The sequence below is a fragment of the Bordetella genomosp. 5 genome, from assembly GCF_002261315.1.
Classification (GTDB): Bacteria; Pseudomonadota; Gammaproteobacteria; order Burkholderiales; family Burkholderiaceae_B; genus Bordetella.
Genome location: NZ_NEVP01000002.1, coordinates 96,821 through 116,436, shown reverse-complemented (window position 1 = coordinate 116,436; position 19,616 = coordinate 96,821). Strand labels below are relative to the sequence as shown.

Annotated in this window: 18 protein-coding genes; 2 read left to right on the top strand and 16 right to left on the bottom strand. The window is 66.8% G+C overall.

Annotation, left to right across the window (positions count from 1 at the left end; all coding sequences use genetic code 11):
* The first annotated feature begins 124 nt into the window (after positions 1-124).
* Positions 125-793, top strand: a complete 669-nt coding sequence (locus CAL25_RS05030; protein WP_094798863.1) for a hypothetical protein — start codon at positions 125-127, stop codon at positions 791-793.
* A 111-nt stretch (positions 794-904) separates the two neighbouring features.
* On the opposite strand, the gene ftsB is transcribed toward CAL25_RS05030, so the two are convergent.
* The 4 genes from ftsB to CAL25_RS05010 all read right to left on the bottom strand — a co-directional run bounded on the left by ftsB (position 905) and on the right by CAL25_RS05010 (position 4,774).
* Positions 905-1,312: a cell division protein FtsB gene (gene ftsB / locus CAL25_RS05025; protein WP_094798862.1), complete on the bottom strand. Its 408-nt coding sequence runs from the start codon at positions 1,310-1,312 to the stop codon at positions 905-907.
* Between the two features lie 70 nt (positions 1,313-1,382).
* Positions 1,383-2,669: a phosphopyruvate hydratase gene (gene eno, locus CAL25_RS05020; protein WP_094798861.1), complete on the bottom strand. Its 1,287-nt coding sequence runs from the start codon at positions 2,667-2,669 to the stop codon at positions 1,383-1,385.
* 5 nt (positions 2,670-2,674) lie between these two features.
* Positions 2,675-2,959: a DUF1330 domain-containing protein gene (locus tag CAL25_RS05015; RefSeq protein WP_094798860.1), complete on the bottom strand. Its 285-nt coding sequence runs from the start codon at positions 2,957-2,959 to the stop codon at positions 2,675-2,677.
* A 162-nt stretch (positions 2,960-3,121) separates the two neighbouring features.
* Positions 3,122-4,774, bottom strand: coding sequence for a CTP synthase (locus tag CAL25_RS05010; RefSeq protein ID WP_094798859.1), 1,653 nt, complete (start codon positions 4,772-4,774; stop codon positions 3,122-3,124).
* Between the two features lie 196 nt (positions 4,775-4,970).
* Here CAL25_RS05010 and CAL25_RS05005 point away from each other — a divergent pair, with 196 nt between their 5' ends.
* Entirely contained in the window at positions 4,971-5,972 is a 1,002-nt protein-coding gene (locus CAL25_RS05005) for a hypothetical protein (protein ID WP_141217888.1), read from the top strand.
* A gap of 19 nt (positions 5,973-5,991) precedes the next feature.
* Here CAL25_RS05005 and CAL25_RS05000 read toward each other — a convergent pair whose 3' ends face one another.
* From CAL25_RS05000 to CAL25_RS04945, 12 genes are all read right to left on the bottom strand, one after another.
* Positions 5,992-7,788 (bottom strand): aminopeptidase P family protein, encoded by a 1,797-nt coding sequence (locus CAL25_RS05000; protein WP_094798857.1) that lies wholly within the window; start codon positions 7,786-7,788, stop codon positions 5,992-5,994.
* Positions 7,789-7,815: 27 nt separating this feature from the next.
* A complete protein-coding gene (locus CAL25_RS04995; protein ID WP_094798856.1) occupies positions 7,816-8,634 on the bottom strand; it encodes a M55 family metallopeptidase in 819 nt (272 codons plus the stop codon).
* Between the two features lie 47 nt (positions 8,635-8,681).
* Positions 8,682-9,752, bottom strand: coding sequence for a P1 family peptidase (locus CAL25_RS04990; protein WP_432759226.1), 1,071 nt, complete (start codon positions 9,750-9,752; stop codon positions 8,682-8,684).
* Positions 9,753-9,857: 105 nt separating this feature from the next.
* Positions 9,858-10,757 (bottom strand): glutathione ABC transporter permease GsiD, encoded by a 900-nt coding sequence (gsiD, locus tag CAL25_RS04985; RefSeq protein WP_094798854.1) that lies wholly within the window; start codon positions 10,755-10,757, stop codon positions 9,858-9,860.
* A gap of 7 nt (positions 10,758-10,764) precedes the next feature.
* On the bottom strand, positions 10,765-11,685 hold the full coding sequence (gene gsiC / locus CAL25_RS04980; protein ID WP_094798853.1) for a glutathione ABC transporter permease GsiC: 921 nt from the start codon (positions 11,683-11,685) through the stop codon (positions 10,765-10,767).
* A 59-nt stretch (positions 11,686-11,744) separates the two neighbouring features.
* The gene (gene gsiB, locus CAL25_RS04975) at positions 11,745-13,298 is read right to left on the bottom strand and encodes a glutathione ABC transporter substrate-binding protein GsiB (RefSeq protein WP_094798852.1); all 1,554 of its coding nucleotides are present in this window, start codon (positions 13,296-13,298) and stop codon (positions 11,745-11,747) included.
* 99 nt (positions 13,299-13,397) lie between these two features.
* Positions 13,398-15,284, bottom strand: a complete 1,887-nt coding sequence (locus CAL25_RS04970; RefSeq protein ID WP_094798851.1) for a dipeptide ABC transporter ATP-binding protein — start codon at positions 15,282-15,284, stop codon at positions 13,398-13,400.
* A 46-nt stretch (positions 15,285-15,330) separates the two neighbouring features.
* A complete protein-coding gene (locus CAL25_RS04965) occupies positions 15,331-16,311 on the bottom strand; it encodes an isoaspartyl peptidase/L-asparaginase family protein (RefSeq protein ID WP_094798850.1) in 981 nt (326 codons plus the stop codon).
* Positions 16,308-17,192 (bottom strand): MurR/RpiR family transcriptional regulator, encoded by an 885-nt coding sequence (locus tag CAL25_RS04960; RefSeq protein ID WP_094798849.1) that lies wholly within the window; start codon positions 17,190-17,192, stop codon positions 16,308-16,310. Before CAL25_RS04960 ends, CAL25_RS04965 begins: the two co-directional genes overlap by 4 nt.
* A gap of 382 nt (positions 17,193-17,574) precedes the next feature.
* Positions 17,575-18,228: a CoA transferase subunit B gene (locus CAL25_RS04955; protein ID WP_094798848.1), complete on the bottom strand. Its 654-nt coding sequence runs from the start codon at positions 18,226-18,228 to the stop codon at positions 17,575-17,577.
* Positions 18,229-18,240: 12 nt separating this feature from the next.
* A complete protein-coding gene (locus tag CAL25_RS04950; RefSeq protein ID WP_094798847.1) occupies positions 18,241-18,939 on the bottom strand; it encodes a CoA transferase subunit A in 699 nt (232 codons plus the stop codon).
* A gap of 105 nt (positions 18,940-19,044) precedes the next feature.
* Positions 19,045-19,554 (bottom strand): acyl-CoA thioesterase, encoded by a 510-nt coding sequence (locus tag CAL25_RS04945; RefSeq protein ID WP_094798846.1) that lies wholly within the window; start codon positions 19,552-19,554, stop codon positions 19,045-19,047.
* Positions 19,555-19,616: the final 62 nt, after the last annotated feature.

Below are 19,616 nucleotides of genomic sequence, written 5' to 3'. Positions count from 1 at the left end.
GCGCCGCGAGCACCCAGGACCGGCCCCGACGCCGGTCTTTTTTTGGCCCCTAAGGCCGACGGAAATCCGTCACAGCGCAGAATCCACAATCGCGCCGTGCGGGGTGCGCCACCATACTGCGCAGATGCCTGCCCACCTGCCCGGGCGCCAACGCGGCGCCGCCCTCATCGAGTCCGCGCTGGCCGTGCTCGCGCTCACGGCGCTGGCCACGGCGCTGATCGAGGCGAGTCATTGGCGGCAGTTGCAGCATGCGCTCTACGCCGCGCTCACCCAGGCCGCGCGCGCCGGCGCCACCGCGCATGCCGACCCCGCCATCATCGCCCGCAGCTTCGAGGCGGCCCTGCCCGGTCGGGTTCGGGCCGCCCAGGGCAGTGCCGGCCGCGATCCCCGCGTGCCGGGCTGGCGCATCGACATCCAGCGGCCCGACGCACGCGCCTACGCCACGCATGCCGAGCAAGGCCTGCCCGTGCCACGCGCCGCCGCCGGTCTGCCGGCCATCCGCAACGACTACCAGGCCGAGCAGCATGCCGCCCGTCCCACGGCCCGGCCGGACATCTTCGAGGCCAATCAGCTGCAGCTGCGGCTCACCTATCCGGTGCGACCGCTCGCCCCCTGGACCGGCGCCCTGCTGCGCGCCATCGCCTCGTCCGCGCGGGACAGCTGCGTGCGCGGCGCGCTCGCGGCCGGCCGGTTGCCGTTACGGCTGACGCTGGAGATCGACATGCAATCGCACCCGGTGCGCTACGCCGACCAGCCCCCGGTCTGGGTGCGCACGCCGACATGCCCGCCATGACAAGGCCAGGGCGAGCGCCGGGCGGCGACGCCGACAGCGATGCCGGGAAGCGATGCCGGGAAGCGATGCTGAGAAGCGATGCGTAGAAGCGGAGCGGGACGGCGAGCGCCGTCAGCGCTGCGGGGTGGCGGGCCGGGCGGCGCCCGACGCTGCCGGGCGATTCGCCGATGCGGCGGGCGGCTTGGGCGGGTTGGCCGGCTTGGGAGCCGTGGCCTGAGGCGTGGAGTTTGCCGAGGGCAGCGGAACGCCGGCGGGCAGGATGTGCACGAAGACTTCGCCGTCGCGCATCATGCCGAGCTCGCCACGCGCCCGTTCCTCGATGGCGCCCGTCCCGGTTTCGAGATCGCGCACCTCGGCCTGCAGCGCGGCATTGCGCGCCCGCAGGCCTTCATTGGTTTCGCGCTGCTCGGCGACCTGGCGTTGCAGGTCCCAGACCTTGAGCCAGCCGCCTTTGCCCAGCCACAGCGGGTACTGGATCAGAGCCACCAGCGCGAAGAGCACCAGGAACAACAGGCGCATACGACGGGCACCCTAGAAATGGGATGGGCAAGACGTGCCCGGCCTGTGCAGACCGGGCACGGGATGGCGATCAGCGCAGGTTGTAGAACGCGTCGCGGCCGGGGTAGGACGCCACTTCGGCGAGCTCTTCCTCGATGCGCAGCAACTGGTTGTACTTGGCCATGCGATCCGAACGCGACAGCGAGCCGGTCTTGATCTGCATTGCGTTGGTCGCGACGGCGATGTCGGCAATGGTCGAGTCTTCGGTTTCGCCCGAGCGGTGCGACACGACGGCGGTGTAGCCGGCGCGCTTGGCCATCTCGATGGCGGCGAAGGTTTCGGACAGCGTGCCGATCTGGTTGATCTTGATCAGGATCGAGTTGGCGACGCCCTTCTGGATGCCCTCGCGCAGGATCTTGGTGTTGGTGACGAACAGATCGTCGCCCACCAGCTGCACCTTCTTGCCGAGCTGATCGGTCAGGAGCTTCCAGCCGTCCCAGTCGTTTTCGGCCATGCCGTCTTCGATCGAGATGATCGGGTACTTGTCGCACCAGGTCGCCAGCAGGTTGGCGAACTCCTGCGAGGACAGCGACACGCCGCCTTCGCCGGCCAGGGTGTACTTGCCGTCACGGAAGAACTCGGAGCTGGCGCAATCCAGGCCCAGGGCGATCTGGCTGCCCGCTTCGTAGCCGGCTTCGGAGATGGCCTTGAGGATCAGCTGAATGGCTGCTTCGTGGTTCGGCACGTTGGGCGCGAAACCGCCTTCGTCGCCCACGGCGGTCGACATGCCTTCGGCGTGGATCAGCTTCTTGAGCATGTGGAACACCTCGGCGCCCCAGCGCAGGGCTTCGCGGAAGCTCGTCGCGCCGATCGGCAGGATCATCAGTTCCTGCAGGTCGAGGGTGTTGTTGGCGTGAGCGCCACCGTTGATGACGTTCATCATCGGAACGGGCATGCTCATCGGGCCGCTGCCACCGAAGTAACGGTAGAGCGACAGACCCGATTCATCGGCGGCGGCGCGAGCCACGGCCATGCTGGCGGCCAGGATGGCGTTGGCGCCCAGGCGCTCTTTGCTCTCGGTGCCGTCCAGCTCGATCAGCGTGCGATCGACGAAGGTCTGTTCCTGGGCATCGAGGCCCATCAGCGCTTCGGAGATTTCGGTGTTGAGGTTTTCGACGGCGCGCAGCACGCCCTTGCCGAGATAACGGCCCTTGTCGCCGTCACGCAGTTCGATGGCTTCGCGAGCGCCGGTGGATGCGCCCGAGGGCACGGCCGCGCGGCCCATGGCCCCCGACTCCAGCAGCACGTCGCACTCGACGGTGGGGTTGCCGCGCGAATCCAGAATCTCGCGGCCGATGATGTCGACGATTGCACTCATGGTAATTACATTCCCTGAACGATAAACATATTCATGATGGCGGCGCCTTCGCGGGCGGTGCGGGCGCGGCGATACTGCCAGGAATCATAGAAGGCCTGGGCTGCCGCCATGGACGGAAACTCCATGATGACCGTGCGACCAGGCTCCCGGCCTTCAAGGCGCTTCGATTCGCCGCCGCGGACCAGGATCTTGGCATCGTACGCACGCATGGCCAGCGTGGACAAGCGCTTGTAATCCTCGTATTGCGCGGGCTTGGTGACGGTGACGTCGGCGATCAGATACGCACTCATGAAATTCCTTTCAAGCAAAGAGGTTGTCGGGAAAACCGTCGCGCGGCCCGGGCCCGGCTCGGAGCATCATAGCCAGCGCGCGCATGTCGGACACTAAGTTGTTGTATCCGAAAGCAGCCCGCCCCGTGCGCCTTCAGCGGAAGGCGCACGGGGCGGAGGGGATCACGCCTTTTGTTCGCGGCGCGATTTCAGGTCGATGGCGGCCTGGATGTAGCTCGAGAACAGCGGATGGCCGTCGCGCGGCGTGGAGGTGAATTCCGGGTGGAATTGCACGCCCACGAACCACGGATGATTCGGCAGCTCCATCATCTCGGGGAGGTTTTCGGTCGGTGTGCGGGCGCTGATCACCAGGCCGGCCTCTTCGAGGCGGGGCACGTAGACGTTGTTGACCTCGTAGCGATGGCGGTGACGCTCGTTCACTTCGTTGCCGTAGATCGACTGCGCGCGGGTGCCGGCCTTGATCGGGCAACGCTGCGCGCCCTTGCGCATCGTGCCGCCGAGATCGGAGGCGTTGTCACGGCGCTCGACCTTGCCTTCGCGGTCCATCCACTCGGTGATCAGTGCGACCACCGGATGCGGGGCCGAGGGATCGAACTCGGTGCTGTTGGCGCCGCCCAGACCCGCCACATGACGGGCGAACTCGATCACGGCCAGCTGCATGCCCAGGCAGATGCCCAGGTACGGCACGCCATTTTCGCGGGCATAACGGATCGCGGCGATCTTGCCCTCGGTGCCGCGCTTGCCGAAGCCGCCCGGCACGAGAATCGCGTCGAGATGCTTGAGCTGGTCGGTGCCGCGGGTTTCGATGTCCTCGGAATCGATGTACTCGATGTTGACCTTGGAATGCGTATGGATGCCGGCGTGCACCAGGGCTTCGCTCAGCGACTTGTACGATTCGGTCAGGTCGACATACTTGCCCACCATACCGATGGTGAGCTGATGCTGCGGATGCTCGAGCGCGTCGACCAGGCGGTCCCACATGGACAGATCGGCCGGCGGCGGCGTCAGGCCGAGCGCTTCGCAGACGATGTTGTCCACGCCCTGCTGATGCAGCATGGCCGGAATCTTGTAGATCGAATCGACGTCCCAGACCGAGATCACGGCGTCCAGCGGGACGTTCGAGAACATCGAGATCTTGGCGCGCTCGTCATCGGGGATGCGGCGGTCGGCACGGCACAGCAGCGCGTTGGGATAGATCCCGATTTCGCGCAGCTTCTGCACCGAGTGCTGGGTGGGCTTGGTCTTGAGCTCGCCCGCCGAAGCGATGAACGGCACCAGGGTCAGGTGCACGAAGGCCGCGTTGTTGCGGCCCATGCGCAGACTCATCTGGCGCGCGGCCTCGAGGAACGGCAGGGATTCGATGTCACCCACGGTGCCGCCGATCTCGACGATCGCGACGTCGGTATTGCCGGCCCAGGCCGAATCAGCGCCACGGGCGATGAAATCCTGGATCTCGTTGGTGATGTGCGGGATCACCTGGACGGTCTTGCCCAGATAATCGCCACGGCGCTCCTTGCGCAGCACGGATTCGTAGATCTGGCCGGTGGTGAAGTTGTTCACCTTGCGCATCTTGGTGGAGATGAAGCGCTCGTAGTGGCCCAGGTCGAGATCGGTCTCGGCGCCGTCTTCGGTCACGAACACTTCACCGTGCTGGAACGGGCTCATCGTGCCGGGATCGACGTTGATGTAGGGGTCCAGCTTGAGCATCGTGACTTGCAGGCCGCGCGATTCGAGGATCGCGGCGAGAGACGCGGCGGCGATACCCTTACCGAGGGATGACACCACACCGCCGGTGACAAATACGTATTTGGTCATCGTAGTGAGCACCCGGGACGAGCGGGCGCATGCGGGAAATTTGGATTATACCTAAGACCGCGCCAAAATATGGGTTTTCCCTTACGTCAGTTCGGTAACAGACCGGGCTGACTCCGGCCCCGATCCGAGGCCGGCGTAGACCCGAAGCGCCGCGCGGCATCGCTGCCCGCGCGCCTTACCGAGGAGTCCGCCGCGCATGTCCGCAGTACGTCCCTTGCCCGCCAGCCGGTGGGCCGTATCGAGTTGCAGCACCGCATTCCTGGCCGTGTGCGCCGCCGCGCTGAGCGAACGCGCGCCGGTGTGGCAGCCCACATCGGGCACGCATCCCCTCGCCGTGACGCCCTCGCTCGCGGGCACGGTGTCGTTCGCGCTGGCCAGCGCCTGCCTGGCCGTGCTCGTGTGCGCCTGCACGCTGTTGCGCGCGCAGCAGGCCCGCCCCGGTCGTGTCCCGGTCGCGCCGCGCGCGTGGGCCGCGGTGTACGGAATGACCCTGGCGCTCGCCTACGGCGCGTATCTGCACGCCATGGCGCACCTCAGCGCGCACGGCCTGCTCGACGGCACGCTGGCCTGGCTCGCCAGCCATGGGGTCGAGCAGCCGCACACGCGGCTCGCCCTGTTCATGAATCTGCGCAGCCTGATCAATCTGCTCGTGCTCATGCTGCTGAGCTGGCAACTCCTGCGCGCGGTGATTGCGCTGGCGCGCTGGCGCCACGACCCGAACCCCGCGCGGCCGCCGCTGCGCCGCACCTGGATCGTGTGGCTGGCGGCGGGCGCCGCCTATGCGTGGCAGACGGCCATGTTGCGCCTGGCCGCGGGCTGGGTGGCAGCATTGCAGGCCCGCGCCGAAGGGCTGCTGCCGTGGCTCTCGTGGCTCGCGCTGCCGCTGGCCGCGGGTCTGGTGGTGGCGCTGGCCGTGCGGCACACCCTGCCCGCCACGCCGCGCTCGACCGGCGTGAGCCGGGCCGTGGGCGTGGGCACGACGGCCTTCTGGGTAGCCCAGGGCGCCCTGGCCGCCTTGGCCGCGCCGCTGGCGGCCACGCTCAGCACCGCCGCCTGGACGCGGCTCGTGCTCACGCCCGGCTTCGGCCTGGGCGCGCTGGCGGCCTATCTGCTGCTGCTGGGCATTCTGGCGTCGAGCCTGGCCCGCAGCGCCTTCAAGGCCTACGAAGGCCCCCTAGCGGAGACCTCGCAGGCCTGAGGCCTCGCGCCGCCTGGCGTCAGGCGCCCAGCGGTTCGGTGCGCGACAGCAGCCAGTCGAGCGCCGCGCCGTCCACCAGCGGCGCCACGCGCTCGCGCACGGTGCGGTGATAGTCGTCGAGCCAGGCGATTTCGTCGGCGCGCAGCAGCGAGCGCTCGATGCAGCGCGTGTCGATCGGACACAGCGTGAGCGTCTCGAAACACAGAAACTCGCCGAGCTCGCCTTCGAGCCAGCTGCGGTTGGCCACCAGATTCTCGATGCGCACGCCCCAACGGCCGGGGCGGTAAATGCCCGGTTCGTTGGACGTGATCATGCCGGGCTCCATGGCCGTGTGCGGGCCGGGCTGCGCGCGGTACGAGATCACCTGCGGGCCTTCGTGCACGTTGAGGAAGTAGCCCACGCCGTGACCCGTGCCGTGGCCGTATTCGGCGCCGCCGGCCCAGATCGGCGCACGCGCGATCGCATCCAGCATGGGCGACGGCGTGCCGCGCGGGAACGACGCGCGCGACAGCGCGATCATGCCCTTGAGCACCAGCGTGAAATCCACCTTCTGGTCGGCATTCGGCGTGCCGACCGCCACCACGCGCGTGATGTCGGTCGTGCCGCCCAGGTACTGCCCGCCGGAATCGATCAGGAGCAGGCCATCCCCTTCGATCACGGCATGCTCGGCCTCGGTGGCGCGGTAGTGCGGCATCGCGCCGTTGGCATTGAAGCCGGCGATGGTGGCAAAGCTCGGGCAGACGTAGTTGGGACGGCGCGCACGCGCCGCCGTGATCTTCTCGTCGATCGTGAGTTCGGTGATGCGCTCACGCCCCGAGGCCGCCTCGAACCAGGCGAAGAACTCGGCCAGCGCGGCGCCATCCTGCGCCATCGCTTCGCGCACGTGGGCCAGCTCCGCCTCGGTCTTGCGCGACTTGAAGAGCGTGGACGGGTTGATCGCCTCCACGCGCGGCACCGCCGGATCCATGGCCTGGAACACGCCGCAGGTCACGCGGGCCGGATCGATCAGCAGGGTCTGATCGGTGTGCAGCGATCCCAAAGCGGGAACGATGTCGGTGTAGGCGGCCAGATCGACACCGTCGGCGGCCAGGCGGGCCCGCAGCGTGTCGTCGATCTTGCCATCGGCCACGAACAGCGTGGCGTGATCCATGCCGATCAGCGCATGGGCGACGAAGACGGGGTTGTAATTGACGTCGGCGCCGCGCAGGTTGAAGAGCCACGCGATGTCGTCGAGCGTGCAGATCAGGTGCACGTCGGCACCCTTGTCGCGCATGGCGGCGCGCACGCGGGCCAGCCGCTCGGCGCGCGATTCGCAGGCGTAAGGGGCGGCATGCTCGTAGACCGAGGCCTCGGGCAGGCCGGGGCGATCGGCCCAGACCTCGTCGAGCAGATCGGTGCCGAGCGACAGCTCGATGCCGGCGGGCGCCAGCGCGGCCGACAGGCCACGGAACGCGGCCAGGCCCAGCACGGCGCCGTCCACGGCCACGCGCGAACCCGTCTTGAGCTGCGTGGCCAGCCAGTCGACATGACCCGGCGTGGTGGCCAGCGCGATCTTCATGAGCTGCACGCCGGTGCCGGCCAGCTGTGCCTCGGCCTGCACCCAGTAACGGCTGTCGACCCACAATCCGGCGAAATCGGCGGTGACCACCAGCGTGCCCACCGAGCCGTTGAAGCCGCTCAGCCAGCGCCGGCCCTGCCAACGGGCCGGCAGGTACTCGGAGAGATGGGGATCGGCCGACGGCACGATGCAGGCATCGAGCTTGTGACGGCGCATGGCCTGGCGCAGATCGGCAATACGGAGATCGGTGGTCGACATGGGGTTCCTGTACGGGGTGACGGCGCGCTAGCGCAGCATGAACGACATGGCCGCCAGGCTGTTGAGCGTGCGGATCGCCGCCTGCATGTTCTCTACCGTGAACTGCAGCGTGACGCCGTCGACGCGGGTGAGCGTGGGCCACATGCAGAACAGATCGGCCAGCGCGGCGGTCTGCGTCTGCAGACGGCATTCTATCGGGCCGGGCACCACGAAAGGAACCGCCTGGCCGATATTGCGCACCGCGGTTTCGGCGGCCTGCGCGATCGCGCGGCGCGAGGCGGCGGGCGAGAGCGTGACGCCGGCCGACAGGCCATGGGCCACCTTCGTCTGCACCCACTGAGCCTGCGGGAAGATCGGGCGGGTCTCTTCGATGAACGCGTCGTCGCCGCTGGCCAGGATCACCGGCACGCCCAGCTCGCCGGCCAGCGCGCCGTAGAGGCCCGCCTCGCCCAGTTCCATGCCGTTCACCCAGACCCGCGCGAACGCGAAGCTGTTGATGGTGTGAGCGAGAATGCCGCGGCCCTGCGAGCGGCTGTGATAGCCGATCATGAAGACGGCGTCGCACTGCTCTTCGAGACCGCCCATCATGCCCAGGTAACGCGGCTTGCCCAGCACCAGCCGGGCGCGCTCGTCGATCAGGTCGGGCAACAGATTGCGAAAGCCGCCGTGCGAATCGTTGACCAGCACTTCCTCGGCGCCGCCGGCGATCGCGCCCTGCACGGCCGCGTTGGCCTCGGCGGTCATCCAGGCGCGGGCGCGCTCGTATTCGCCGTTGCCGGCCCGGACCTGCTCGTGGTGGAACACGCCAGCCACGCCTTCGATATCGGTGGAAATCAGGATCTTCATGCGCTACCCCCGTCCTTGCGGGCTTGGTGAATCGTGGAAACGAAAAATCAGAATGCGCTGTCGGCGAGCCAGTCGCGCCATTGCGGCACCACGTCGCGCAGCGCGCGGCGCCGGTGGCCGTCGCGGCCGGTCACTTCGCTGGCATGCCACAGGGCCGACACGATGGCCTGCTCGCACGCTTCGGCGGCCGCCTCGAACAAGGGATCGATACGCGTCTCGTGCAGCATGGCGACCGCCGGCATGCCGGCCTCGGCGGCGTGCGGAACGGTATAGGCCGTGGAGAACGCCAGCGCGATATCGCCGCTGCCATGACCGAACACCGAGCCGGTACGGGCCAGGCCCGCGCCGGCGCGCAGCGACAGGCGGCGCAACTGGCGCGCATCCAGCGGCGCGTCGGTGGCCAGCAACAGGATGATGGAGCCCTTCTCCGGCGCCGCGGGATCGGCCTCGCGCGCGAGCAGCTCGGCCACGCGGCGGCCGAACGGGCGCCCCGCCACGGTCAGCAACGGCAGGCGGCCGAAGTTCGACAACACGAGCGCGCCGACGGTGTGGCGCACGTCCGGCGCCACCTCGGCCACGCGCGACGCGCTGCCGATGCCGCCCTTCAGCGAAAACGACGACATGCCGCGGCCCGCCCCCACGCTGCCCTGCTCGAAGGCGGCGTCGCAGGCGGCATGCGCGGCCGCGTAGTCGGCCTCCTGCACGGCCAGGGCCTGGATATCGTTGAGGTAGCCGTCGTTGCACTCGAACACGAGCGGGTTGACCGTCGCCCACTCGCGCCCGATGGCGGGGTTCGCCGCGACGGCGGCGCGGATCTGCGCGTTGGCGACCGTGCCCACGCCGAAGGTGTTGGTCAGCCCGATCGGCGTTTCGAGCACGCCGAGCTCTTCCACCTGCACGAGGCCGGTGCTCTTGCCGAAGCCATTGAGCACGGTGGCGGCCGCCGGGACCTTGTCGCGGAAATGATCGCCCGCGTGGGCGCGCACCACGGTCACGCCGGTCTGGCAGGCGCCGTCGGCGCGGGTGTGGTGGCCAACGGTCACGCCCGCGACGTCGGTGATGGCGTCGCGCGGGCCGGCGGGCAGCACGCCGATGCGCGGCTGTACGGAGTCAGTCATGGTCATTGCCGTGAATCACGGCCTCCAGAATGCAAAAACGCCGCCTGGGCGGCACCGGCGCGGCCCGGGGGCCGCGTCCAGTCCTGTCCAGACGGCGCAAGACAATTACTTGCGGTCGATCTTGGGGTCGAGCGCGTCGCGCAGGCCATCGCCCAGCAGGTTGAAAGCCAGCACGGTCAGGAAGATCGCCAGCGCGGGGAAGATCGCGACGTGCGGTGCGATCACCATGTCGGCGCGCGCCTCGTTGAGCATCGCGCCCCACTCGGGCGTGGGCGGCTGTGCGCCCATGCCCAGGAACGACAGGCTGGCCGCGGTGATGATCGAGGTACCGATACGCATCGTGCCGTACACCACGATCGGCGAGATCGTGCCGGGCAAGATGTGGCGCATGATGATGGTCCAGTCGGACGCGCCCACGCTCTTGACCGCTTCGACGTAGGTCATCTGCTTGATCGAGAGCGTGTTGCCGCGCACCAGGCGGGCGAACGCCGGCACGCTGAACACGGCGACGGCCACGATCACGTTGATCATGTTCGAGCCCAGAATGGCCACCACGCCGATCGCGAGCAGCATGCCCGGGAAGGCCAGCAGCACGTCGGAGATACGCATCGTGATGCGCTCCCACCAGCCCTGGTAGTAGCCGGCCATGAGGCCCATGAAGGTGCCCACGATCGCACCCATGAACACCGACAGGAAGCCGGCGGCCAGCGAGATGCGCGCGCCCATCATGATGCGGCTGAAGATATCGCGGCCCAGCGAATCCACGCCCAGCCAGTGCGTGAGCGACGGGCCGGCATTGATGGCGTCGTAGTCGAAGAAATTCTCGGCGTCGAACGGCACGATCCAGGGCGCGAACGCGGCCAGGACGACCAGCAGCACGACGAACACGCCGGCGCCGACGGCGAGTTTCTGCTTCTTGAACTTGCGCCAGAACTCGGTGAGCGGCGTGCGTACGTCGTTCTTGGCGGCCGCTTGCGCGGTAGTGGCGGTAGTCGAATTGCTCATGCCGCCCTCACTTGTAACGGATGCTGGGATTGATGACGCCATACAGCACGTCGACAATCAGGTTGATCAGGATGAATTCCAGCGAGAACAGCAGCACCAGGCCCTGGATCACCGGATAGTCGCGCTGCGTCACGGCGTCGACCAGCAGACGGCCGAGGCCGGGCCAGTTGAACACCGTCTCGACCACGATGGAGCCGCCGAGCAGGAAGCCGAATTGCAGGCCCATCATGGTGACCACGGGGATCAGCGCGTTGCGCAGCGCGTGCTTGATCACGACGCGGCGCTCGGACAGGCCCTTGGCACGGGCCGTCCGGACGAAATCTTCCTGGATCACTTCGACGAACGAGGCCCGCGTGAAGCGCGCCATCACGGCGGCCACGGCGGCGCCGAGCGTGATCGAAGGCAGGATGTAGTGTTGCCAGGTCGAGGCGCCCACGGTGGGCAACCAGCCCAGATTCACCGAGAACACCTGCATGAGCATCATGCCCAGCGCGAACGCGGGGAACGAGATGCCCGAGACCGCCAACGTCATGCCGAGGCGATCGGGCCAGCGATTGCGCCAGACCGCGGACACGATCCCGATGACCATGCCGAATATCACGGACCAGACCATGCTGGCCAGCGTGAGCCAGAGCGTGGGCATGAAGCGGTCGGCGATTTCGGTCGAGACGGGACGCTTGGTGCGCAGCGAGGTGCCCAGGTCACCTTGCAGCATGTGGCTGAAGTAGCGCACGAACTGCTGCGGCAGGGGCAGATCCAGGCCCAGTTCCTTGCGCACGAGTTCGACGGTCGCCTGATCGGCGTCCTGGCCGGCGGCCAGTCGCGCGGGGTCGCCCGGAAGCATGTGCACGAACAAAAACACGACCACGGCCACCAGCAGCAGCGTGGGGATCATGCCCAATAGACGTTTGACGATATAGGTCAGCATTGAAATTCCTGCGACATCGGCAGGGGCACCGTGCCCCCGCCGAATGTGGCCTTCTTGGTTTACTGCTTGAGGTCGATATCACCGAACCAGAACGAGGTGTCGGGTTCGACGTACACACCGCTCAGGTTCTTCGACTTCACGTACACGTTGTTCTGGGTCACCAGGAACGCCCACGGCGCGTCGTTCCAGATGGTTTCCTGAACGTTCTTGTAGATCTCGGCCTTCTTGGCGCGATCGGTCGTGGCCAGGGCTTCCTGGACACCCGCGTCGACCTTCTGGTTCGAGTAGTACGACACGTTGTTCAGCACGGGCGGGAAAGCGCCGGTCGTCAGCAACGGACGCAGGCCCCAGTCGGCTTCACCGGTCGAGGACGACCAGCCGGCGTAGTACAGACGGACCTTCGCGTCTTCAGGCTTCTGCACCTGTTGAACGCGCTGCACGCGCTGACCCGATTCCAGCACTTCGACCGAGGTCTTGATGCCGACCTGTTGCAGCTGCTGCTGCAGGAACTGCACGACCTTGACCGAGGTGCCGTCGTTGTAGGCGGACCAGAGCTGGGTTTCGAAACCGTTGGGGTAACCGGCTTCCTTCAGCAGTTCGCGCGCCTTGGCGGGGTTGTGTTCCCACGGGCCGGTCTTGTGCGCGAAGTCCACGCCTTGCGGCACGACGCCGTCGACGACGGTGGCGTAGCCATTGAACGCAACCTTGGCCAGCGCCTGCTTGTTGATGGCGTAGTTGATGGCCTGACGCACACGCACGTCGTTGAACGGCTTGACCTGCGTGTTCATCGACAGGTAGCGGGCCATGATCGAGTTCTTGTGGTCGACCACGTCCAGCTTGTCGTTCTTGGCCAGCACGGCGGCTTGCTCGAACGGCACCGGGAACGCGAAGTGCGCTTCACCGGTCTGCACCACGGCGGCGCGGGTGTTGTTGTCGGTCACGGTACGGAACGTGATCGTGTCGACCTTCGGCTTGCCCTGGTTCCAGTAGCCGGCGAACTTCTTGACCTTCAGGTACTCGGCGGGCTTCCACTCGACGAATTCGAACGGGCCGGTGCCGACCGGGTGAAAGCCGATGTCCTTGCCGTACTTCTTCAGCGCGGTGGGCGAGATCATCATGGCGGCCGGGTGGGCCAGCGCGTTGATGAAGGCCGAGAACGGCTTCTTCAGGGTGATCTTGACGGTCAGCGGATCCACCACGTCGATCTTCTCGATGACGCTGAACTGGATGTAGCGCGACAGACGATTGTCCGGGTTGGCCGGGCGATCGAAGTTGATCTTGACGGCTTCGGCGTTGAAGTCGGTGCCGTCCTGGAACTTCACGTTCGGGCGCAGCTTGAAGGTGTACTCCAGGCCGTTGTCGCTCACCGAGTAGTCGGTGGCCAGAACCTTCTGGATCTTCAGGTCTTTGTCGAACTCGAACAGGCCTTCGTAGTAGGACTTGCCCACCGCCTGGTTCAGCGTGCTGTTGGTGTTGTACGGATCGAGCGTTTCCAGCGCGATCGACACGGCAAACGTCACGTCCTTGCTGGCGTGAGCGAGAGGCGAGGCGAGGACGCCGAGGGCCAGCGCGGCGGCGGCCACCAGCTTGGTGGGGCGCAGTACTTTCATCATTGCGAACTCCTGATTCGAAAAGGAGAGGCGGTGGAAAAAACCGTAAGAGGCGCGGCCGGGGCCGCAACGCTCACGAGACAAAGAACGCGGACTGCTTAATCAGTACGCGCCGCCCACGGGGTGGCGCGCCACGAAATGATCCGGACCGACCTGCACCAGCGGCTGCACCACCGGTTCGTCGTCGAGCTTGCGGATCGGGCTCGGAATTTCATCGGACAACAAGGCGCGCTTGAGGTGACGGCGCGACGGATCGGCGATCGGCACCGCCGACATCAGCTTCTTGGTGTAAGGGTGCTGCGGGTTCTCGAAGATCGCGCGGCGCGGGCCGATCTCGACGATCTGGCCCAGATACATCACGGCCACGCGGTGGCTGATGCGTTCGACCACGGCCATGTCGTGCGAGATGAACAGGAACGAAATGCCCAGGTCGCGCTGCAGGTCGATCAGCAGGTTCACGATCTGCGCCTGGATCGACACGTCCAGCGCCGACACCGATTCGTCCGCGATCACGACCTTCGGATTGAGGGCGAGCGCGCGCGCGATGCAGATGCGCTGACGCTGGCCGCCCGAGAATTCGTGCGGGTAGCGCTGCGCCATTTCGGGCGCCAGACCGACGCGATCGAGCAGCTCGGCCACGCGCTGTTCGGCGGCCTTGCCCGTCGCCACGCCGTGCACCAGCAGCGGCTCCATGATGGAGAAGCCCACGGTCACGCGCGGATCGAGCGAGGCGAACGGATCCTGGAACACGAACTGGATGTCGCGGCGCAGCGATTGCAGCTCGCTGTTCTTCAGACGCACGATGTCGCGCCCGCCGAACTGGATCTCGCCGCCCTGGCTGTCGACCAGACGCAGCAGCGAGCGGCCCGTGGTCGACTTGCCGCAACCCGATTCGCCCACCAGCGAAAGCGTCTCGCCGGGGTACAGGTCGAAGCTCACCTTCTCGACGGCGTGGACCCGGCGCTGGACGCGACCGAGAATGCCGCCGCGCAGGTCGAAGCGCGTGACGAGGTCACGCACGCTCAGGATCGGATCCTTGCGATCGCGCGGCACTTCCTGGGTGCTGTCGGCGCCAGCTTCGGCCACCGGCTGGACCTTGCCTTCCACCTGCAGCAGCGGGAAGCGTGCCGGCAGATCGGTGCCGGTCATCGCACCCAGACGGGGCACGGCCGACAGCAGCGCCTTCGTGTAGGTGTGCTGGGGCGCTTCGAACACCTGGTCCGACGGGCCCTCTTCGACCTTGTCACCGCGATACATCACCAGCACCCGGTCGGCCACTTCGGCCACCACGCCCATGTCGTGGGTGATGAACACCACGCCCATGTGCATTTCGTCCTGCAGCTGACGGATCAGTTGCAGGATCTGCGCCTGGATGGTCACGTCGAGCGCCGTGGTGGGCTCGTCGGCAATCAGCAGCGCGGGCTTGCAGGCAAGCGCCATGGCGATCATGACGCGCTGGCGCATGCCGCCCGACAGTTGGTGCGGGTAGCGATCGAGCACCGACTTCGCTTCGGGGATACGCACCTGCTCCAGCATGCGCAGGGCTTCGGCGCGCGCGGCGGCGGCATCCTTGCCCTGGTGCAGGCGGATCGTTTCAGCGATCTGGTCCCCGGCGGTGAACACCGGGTTCAGCGAGGTCATGGGCTCCTGGAAGATCATGGCCATGTCGGCGCCGCGCACATCGCGCATCGTGCGCTGCGACGAGTTCACGAGATCGATGACCTGGCCATTGCGGCGGCGCAGGTGCATCGAGCCCTGGGCCAGACGGCCACCGCCGTGCTCGACCAGACGCATGAGGGCCAGCGAGGTCACCGACTTGCCCGAACCCGATTCGCCCACGATGGCCAGGGTCTCGCCCCGATCGACGTGAAACGACAGATTGCGTACCGCTTCCACCGTACGTTCCGACGTCACGAAGCGCACCGTCAGGTCATCGACCTGGACCACGCGGTTATCCGGCAGCGCCAGGGGCTTTGCGCGATCAACCATATTCAATTCATTCCTAGTACTTGCTGGGTGCAAAACGCGCACCGTGTCATCGGTAAATGGCCACCTCGGGTTGTTGGCCCACTCGGCCAAAACCCCGGTACATGCCTTCGGTATTGAAGGGCAACGCAACGTTGCCCTGCGCGTCGACGGCCACCAGGCCGCCCTTGCCCTCGATCGTGGGCAGTTTTTCCATCACGACGCGGTCCGCGGCCTGCTCGAGGCTGGCGCCGGTGTACTCCATGAGGGCGGAGATGTCGTAGGCCGAGACCATGCGGATGAACATCTCGCCGGTGCCCGTGGTCGACACGGCGCAGGTGCGGTTGTTGGCGTAGGTGCCCGCGCCGATCAGCGGCGCGTCGCCGACCCGGCCGACCTGCTTGTTGGTGATGCCGCCCGTGGAGGTGGCCGCGGCCAGGTTGCCCTGCGCGTCGAGCGCGACGGCGCCCACCGTGCCGAACTTCTTGTCGCTGTCCAGCGGATCGGCCGGCGCGGGCTGGCCGCGCGCGACCAGTGCCTGACCGTCGTGATCCAGCACGGCCGCGTCGGGGTTCTCGCGCTGCACGCGCAGCAGCTGCTCGCGCCGGGCTTCGGTCGAGAAGTACGACGGATCGACGATCTCGAGGCCCTGCTCCGCCGCGTAGTTTTCGGCGCCGGCGCCGACGAAGAACACGTGCTTGCTGTTCTCCATGACTTTGCGCGCGGCCAGCACGGGATTGCGCACGTTGCTGACGTTGGCGATGGCGCCCGAACGCAGCGTGGCGCCGTCCATGATGGCGGCGTCGAGCTCATGCGTGGCGGCGCTGGTGAACACGGCGCCATGGCCCGCGTTGAACAGCGGGCAATCCTCGAGCAGGCGCACGGCCTCGGTCACCGCATCCAGCGCGGAGCCTCCATCGGCCAGCACCTGCTGGCCGGCGGCCACGATGCGACGCAGCGCGTCCAGGTATTCCTGTTCTTTCTCGGGCGACATGGCGGCGCGAGCCATCGCGCCGGCACCACCGTGAATTGCGATCACGGGCGTAATCATCGTTTTCCTGCTCCTGCAACACCATGGATAAGCCAGGGCATGACCGACTGGGTCACGCCGGCGGCGGCTTCGATAGAGTTTTTGGCGCGATGCGCGACCGCGGCCGACAGGCCTTCGATCAGTCCGAGCGCGCCGGTTTCCGAGTTCGACAGCAACTGCCGGCTCGAATGTGCGTAGAGGGCCACCGTGGCACAGGGCGCCAGCGGCGAAGTGGGTTTGTCGGTCAGCACCAGCACCGGCACGCCGGCGCTCTGCGCGGCACGCGCCAGCGTCACGGTGTCGGCCAGATAGCGGGGGAAGCCGATCGCGATCACCAGATCGCGGTCCGTCATGCGCGACATCTGCCGGGCGGCGTGCGACACGCCGCCGGGACCGGCCAACGATTCGACCGAGTGCAGATGCATGCACAGGCCGCGTTGCAGCAGGCCGGCCAGGAAGCCGCTCGCGCCAAAACCGATGATGAACACGCGCTCGGCGTCCATGACGGCCTGCACCGCGCGCTCGCACGCGCCGGCGTCCAGCGTCTGCAGCGTGCGCTGTGCGTTGCGGATGTCTTCTTCGAGCGTGGCCGCGAAGATCTGCACCGCGCTGGCCGAATGCGCCAGCTCGACCCGCAGCTTCTCCACGGGCTCCAGCGCCGACTCGAAGCCGCGCGCCAGTTCGGCACGAAACTGCGGGTAGCCGGGCAGATCCAGCGCCCGGGCGAAGCGATTCGCGCTCGCCACCGACACGCCGACCGCGGTCGCGAACTCGTCGATCGTCATGGTCGCCGCGCGGAACTGGTGCGCCAGCACGTATTCGGCCATCCGATGCTGGATGCGGCTGAAAGTCGGCTGGGCGCGCGCGATGCGTTCGGCGATCGGAGTAGCGGCCTGGGACATGGGACGAGGGAGGCGGGGTGGAACGTGCCGGGGGGCTAAAGCGTGGACGGGACGGCGGCCAGGGCCGTCGATGGGTGCAAACCGAATATGTAAATTTGTTTACCGGCGAATTTTAAGAAAGAAAATAAATTTTCAATATTTAGGGATTACCCTTGCGCCCATTTTGGTGCATAGGCGTCTCCCAGCGAAATCGCACCGTTTTGGTGCGCTCGCATCGCGGCCCCACGTCCGCCTGGTGGACAAAATCAGCCGGACCCCGGTTTTTCCGTGGCGCGCAGCAAACAAAAACCCCGCCGGACGGCCGTCCTGGCGGGGTTCATGAAAACGCGCGGGGCGTTTTTGAAAACGCGGGAGACCGGGATGCCCGGCCTCCTGGTGCGGATCAGCGCACGGCGGAGACGTCGAGCTTGGCCGCCGTCTTGGCCTGGATCTCATCGACCGTGACGCCGGGCGCCACTTCGATCAGCTTGAGGCCGTTGTCGGTGACTTCCATCACGCCGAGATCGGTAATGATGAGATTGACCACGCCCACGCCGGTGAGCGGCAGATTGCACTCGGGCAGCAGCTTGATGTCTTCGGTGCCGTCTTTTTTCTTGGCGATGTGCTCCATGAGCACCACGACCCGGCCCACGCCCGCCACCAGATCCATGGCGCCGCCCATGCCCTTGACCATCTTGCCCGGAATCATCCAGTTGGCGAGGTCGCCGCGTTCGGACACCTGCATGGCGCCGAGGATGGCGAGGTTGATCTTGCCGCCACGAATCATCGCGAACGAGTCGGCCGACGAGAAGATCGACGAGCCCGGCAGCGTGGTGACGGTCTGCTTGCCCGCATTGATCAGGTCGGGATCGACCTCGTCGTCGGTGGGAAACGGGCCGATGCCGAGCAGGCCGTTTTCGGATTGGAGCCAGACTTCGACGCCCTTGGGCACGTGGTTGGCAACCAGGGTGGGCAGTCCGATGCCCAGGTTTACGTAAAAGCCGTCTTGCAGCTCGCGCGCGGCACGCGCGGCCATTTCATCGCGGGTCCATGCCATGACTGTTCTCCTTTAGGCCGGGCGAGTGGTGCGTTGCTCGATGCGCTTTTCGGGATTCGTGTTGAGCACGATCCGATGCACATAGATGCCGGGCAGATGGACCTGATCGGGATCCAGCGTGCCGGTCTCAACGATTTCCTCGACCTCGACCACGGTCAGCTTGCCGGCCATGGCGACGTTGGGATTGAAGTTGCGGGCGGTCTTGCGGAACACCAGATTGCCGCTGCGGTCGGCGATGTGCGCCTTGACCAGCGACACGTCGGGCGCGAGCGAGCGCTCCATCACATATTGCTGGCCGTCGAACTCGCGGATTTCCTTGCCGTCGGCCACGATGGTGCCCACACCGGTGCGGGTGAAGAAGGCGGGAATGCCCGCGCCGCCGGCGCGCAGCTTTTCGGCCAGGGTGCCCTGCGGCGTGAACTCGAGCTCGAGCTCGCCCGACAGGAACTGGCGTTCGAATTCTTTGTTTTCGCCCACGTACGACGCGATCATCTTGCGGATCTGGCGCGTGGTGAGCAGCTGGCCCAGGCCGAAGCCGTCGACGCCTGCGTTGTTGCTGATGCAGGTGAGGTCTTTGACGCCCGAGTCGCGCAGCGCGGCGATCAGTGCCTCGGGAATGCCGCACAGGCCGAAGCCCCCCACGGCGATCATCTGGCCATCTTTCACGATGCCTGCGAGCGCCTCTTGGGCACTTGCATATACCTTGTCCATCGCTCCAACTCCTGGTTGATGTGTGAAATCAATCGGCGGGAGGCCTGACGACGCGATGCGCCGCGCCCCCTCGATATTTTTGTGCTTTGCAGCGAATTCTACCGGCTAGCGCGATTGCTGCAAGCGCAGCTGGCCGCCGAGCTGCGCCAGCACCTCCGCGGGCCACGGCGCGGACCGATTGGCGGTGTAGTCCATCCAGACCAGGACATTGCGGCCGCGCGCGTACGGACCGGCGTCGTCACCGACCTTCTCGAGCGTGAGTTCGAATTCCATGCTCGAGCGGCCCAGACGTGCCAGCGTGTGCGTGACACGCACGGTGGCGGGGTACGTGAGGGGACGCAAAAAATCGCACGAGGCATGCGCGAGAATCGGCCCCTGCTCGGCCGGCAGCGTCAGGCCCGAGTCGTAGAGAATGCGCATGCGCGCCTCTTCCATCAAACGGAAGTAGAGCGTGTTGTTCAGATGATTGAGGGCGTCGGAATCGCCCCAGCGCAACGGCAGGTCGATCTGGTGGATCGCACCGACAGGCAGCGCGTGCTCCGAGGTCTGCGCGGCGGCCGCGGGCGACGCGCCCACGCCGGGTTGAGGGTTGAGACTGACATCTGCGCGGTCCATCGACCGGACTCCTTTCGTCGTCGCGGATTCGACCTCCGCGGCGTCGTCATATGCAAAAAAAC

Bases quoted from the DNA above. Each gene is read 5' to 3' on its own strand.
- CAL25_RS04950 (WP_094798847.1), bottom strand. From the start codon at position 18,939: ATGGACAAGGTATATGCAAGTGCCCAAGAGGCGCTCGCAGGCATCGTG.
- CAL25_RS04995 (WP_094798856.1), bottom strand. From the start codon at position 8,634: ATGAAGATCCTGATTTCCACCGATATCGAAGGCGTGGCTGGCGTGTTC.
- CAL25_RS04965 (WP_094798850.1), bottom strand. From the start codon at position 16,311: ATGATTACGCCCGTGATCGCAATTCACGGTGGTGCCGGCGCGATGGCT.
- CAL25_RS05000 (WP_094798857.1), bottom strand. From the start codon at position 7,788: ATGTCGACCACCGATCTCCGTATTGCCGATCTGCGCCAGGCCATGCGC.
- ftsB (WP_094798862.1), bottom strand. From the start codon at position 1,312: ATGCGCCTGTTGTTCCTGGTGCTCTTCGCGCTGGTGGCTCTGATCCAG.
- CAL25_RS05030 (WP_094798863.1), top strand. From the start codon at position 125: ATGCCTGCCCACCTGCCCGGGCGCCAACGCGGCGCCGCCCTCATCGAG.
- CAL25_RS05010 (WP_094798859.1), bottom strand. From the start codon at position 4,774: ATGACCAAATACGTATTTGTCACCGGCGGTGTGGTGTCATCCCTCGGT.
- CAL25_RS04955 (WP_094798848.1), bottom strand. From the start codon at position 18,228: ATGGCATGGACCCGCGATGAAATGGCCGCGCGTGCCGCGCGCGAGCTG.
- gsiD (WP_094798854.1), bottom strand. From the start codon at position 10,757: ATGAGCAATTCGACTACCGCCACTACCGCGCAAGCGGCCGCCAAGAAC.
- gsiB (WP_094798852.1), bottom strand. From the start codon at position 13,298: ATGATGAAAGTACTGCGCCCCACCAAGCTGGTGGCCGCCGCCGCGCTG.
- CAL25_RS04970 (WP_094798851.1), bottom strand. From the start codon at position 15,284: ATGGTTGATCGCGCAAAGCCCCTGGCGCTGCCGGATAACCGCGTGGTC.
- CAL25_RS04945 (WP_094798846.1), bottom strand. From the start codon at position 19,554: ATGGACCGCGCAGATGTCAGTCTCAACCCTCAACCCGGCGTGGGCGCG.
- eno (WP_094798861.1), bottom strand. From the start codon at position 2,669: ATGAGTGCAATCGTCGACATCATCGGCCGCGAGATTCTGGATTCGCGC.
- gsiC (WP_094798853.1), bottom strand. From the start codon at position 11,685: ATGCTGACCTATATCGTCAAACGTCTATTGGGCATGATCCCCACGCTG.
- CAL25_RS05005 (WP_141217888.1), top strand. From the start codon at position 4,971: ATGTCCGCAGTACGTCCCTTGCCCGCCAGCCGGTGGGCCGTATCGAGT.
- CAL25_RS04960 (WP_094798849.1), bottom strand. From the start codon at position 17,192: ATGTCCCAGGCCGCTACTCCGATCGCCGAACGCATCGCGCGCGCCCAG.
- CAL25_RS05015 (WP_094798860.1), bottom strand. From the start codon at position 2,959: ATGAGTGCGTATCTGATCGCCGACGTCACCGTCACCAAGCCCGCGCAA.
- CAL25_RS04990 (WP_432759226.1), bottom strand. From the start codon at position 9,752: ATGACTGACTCCGTACAGCCGCGCATCGGCGTGCTGCCCGCCGGCCCG.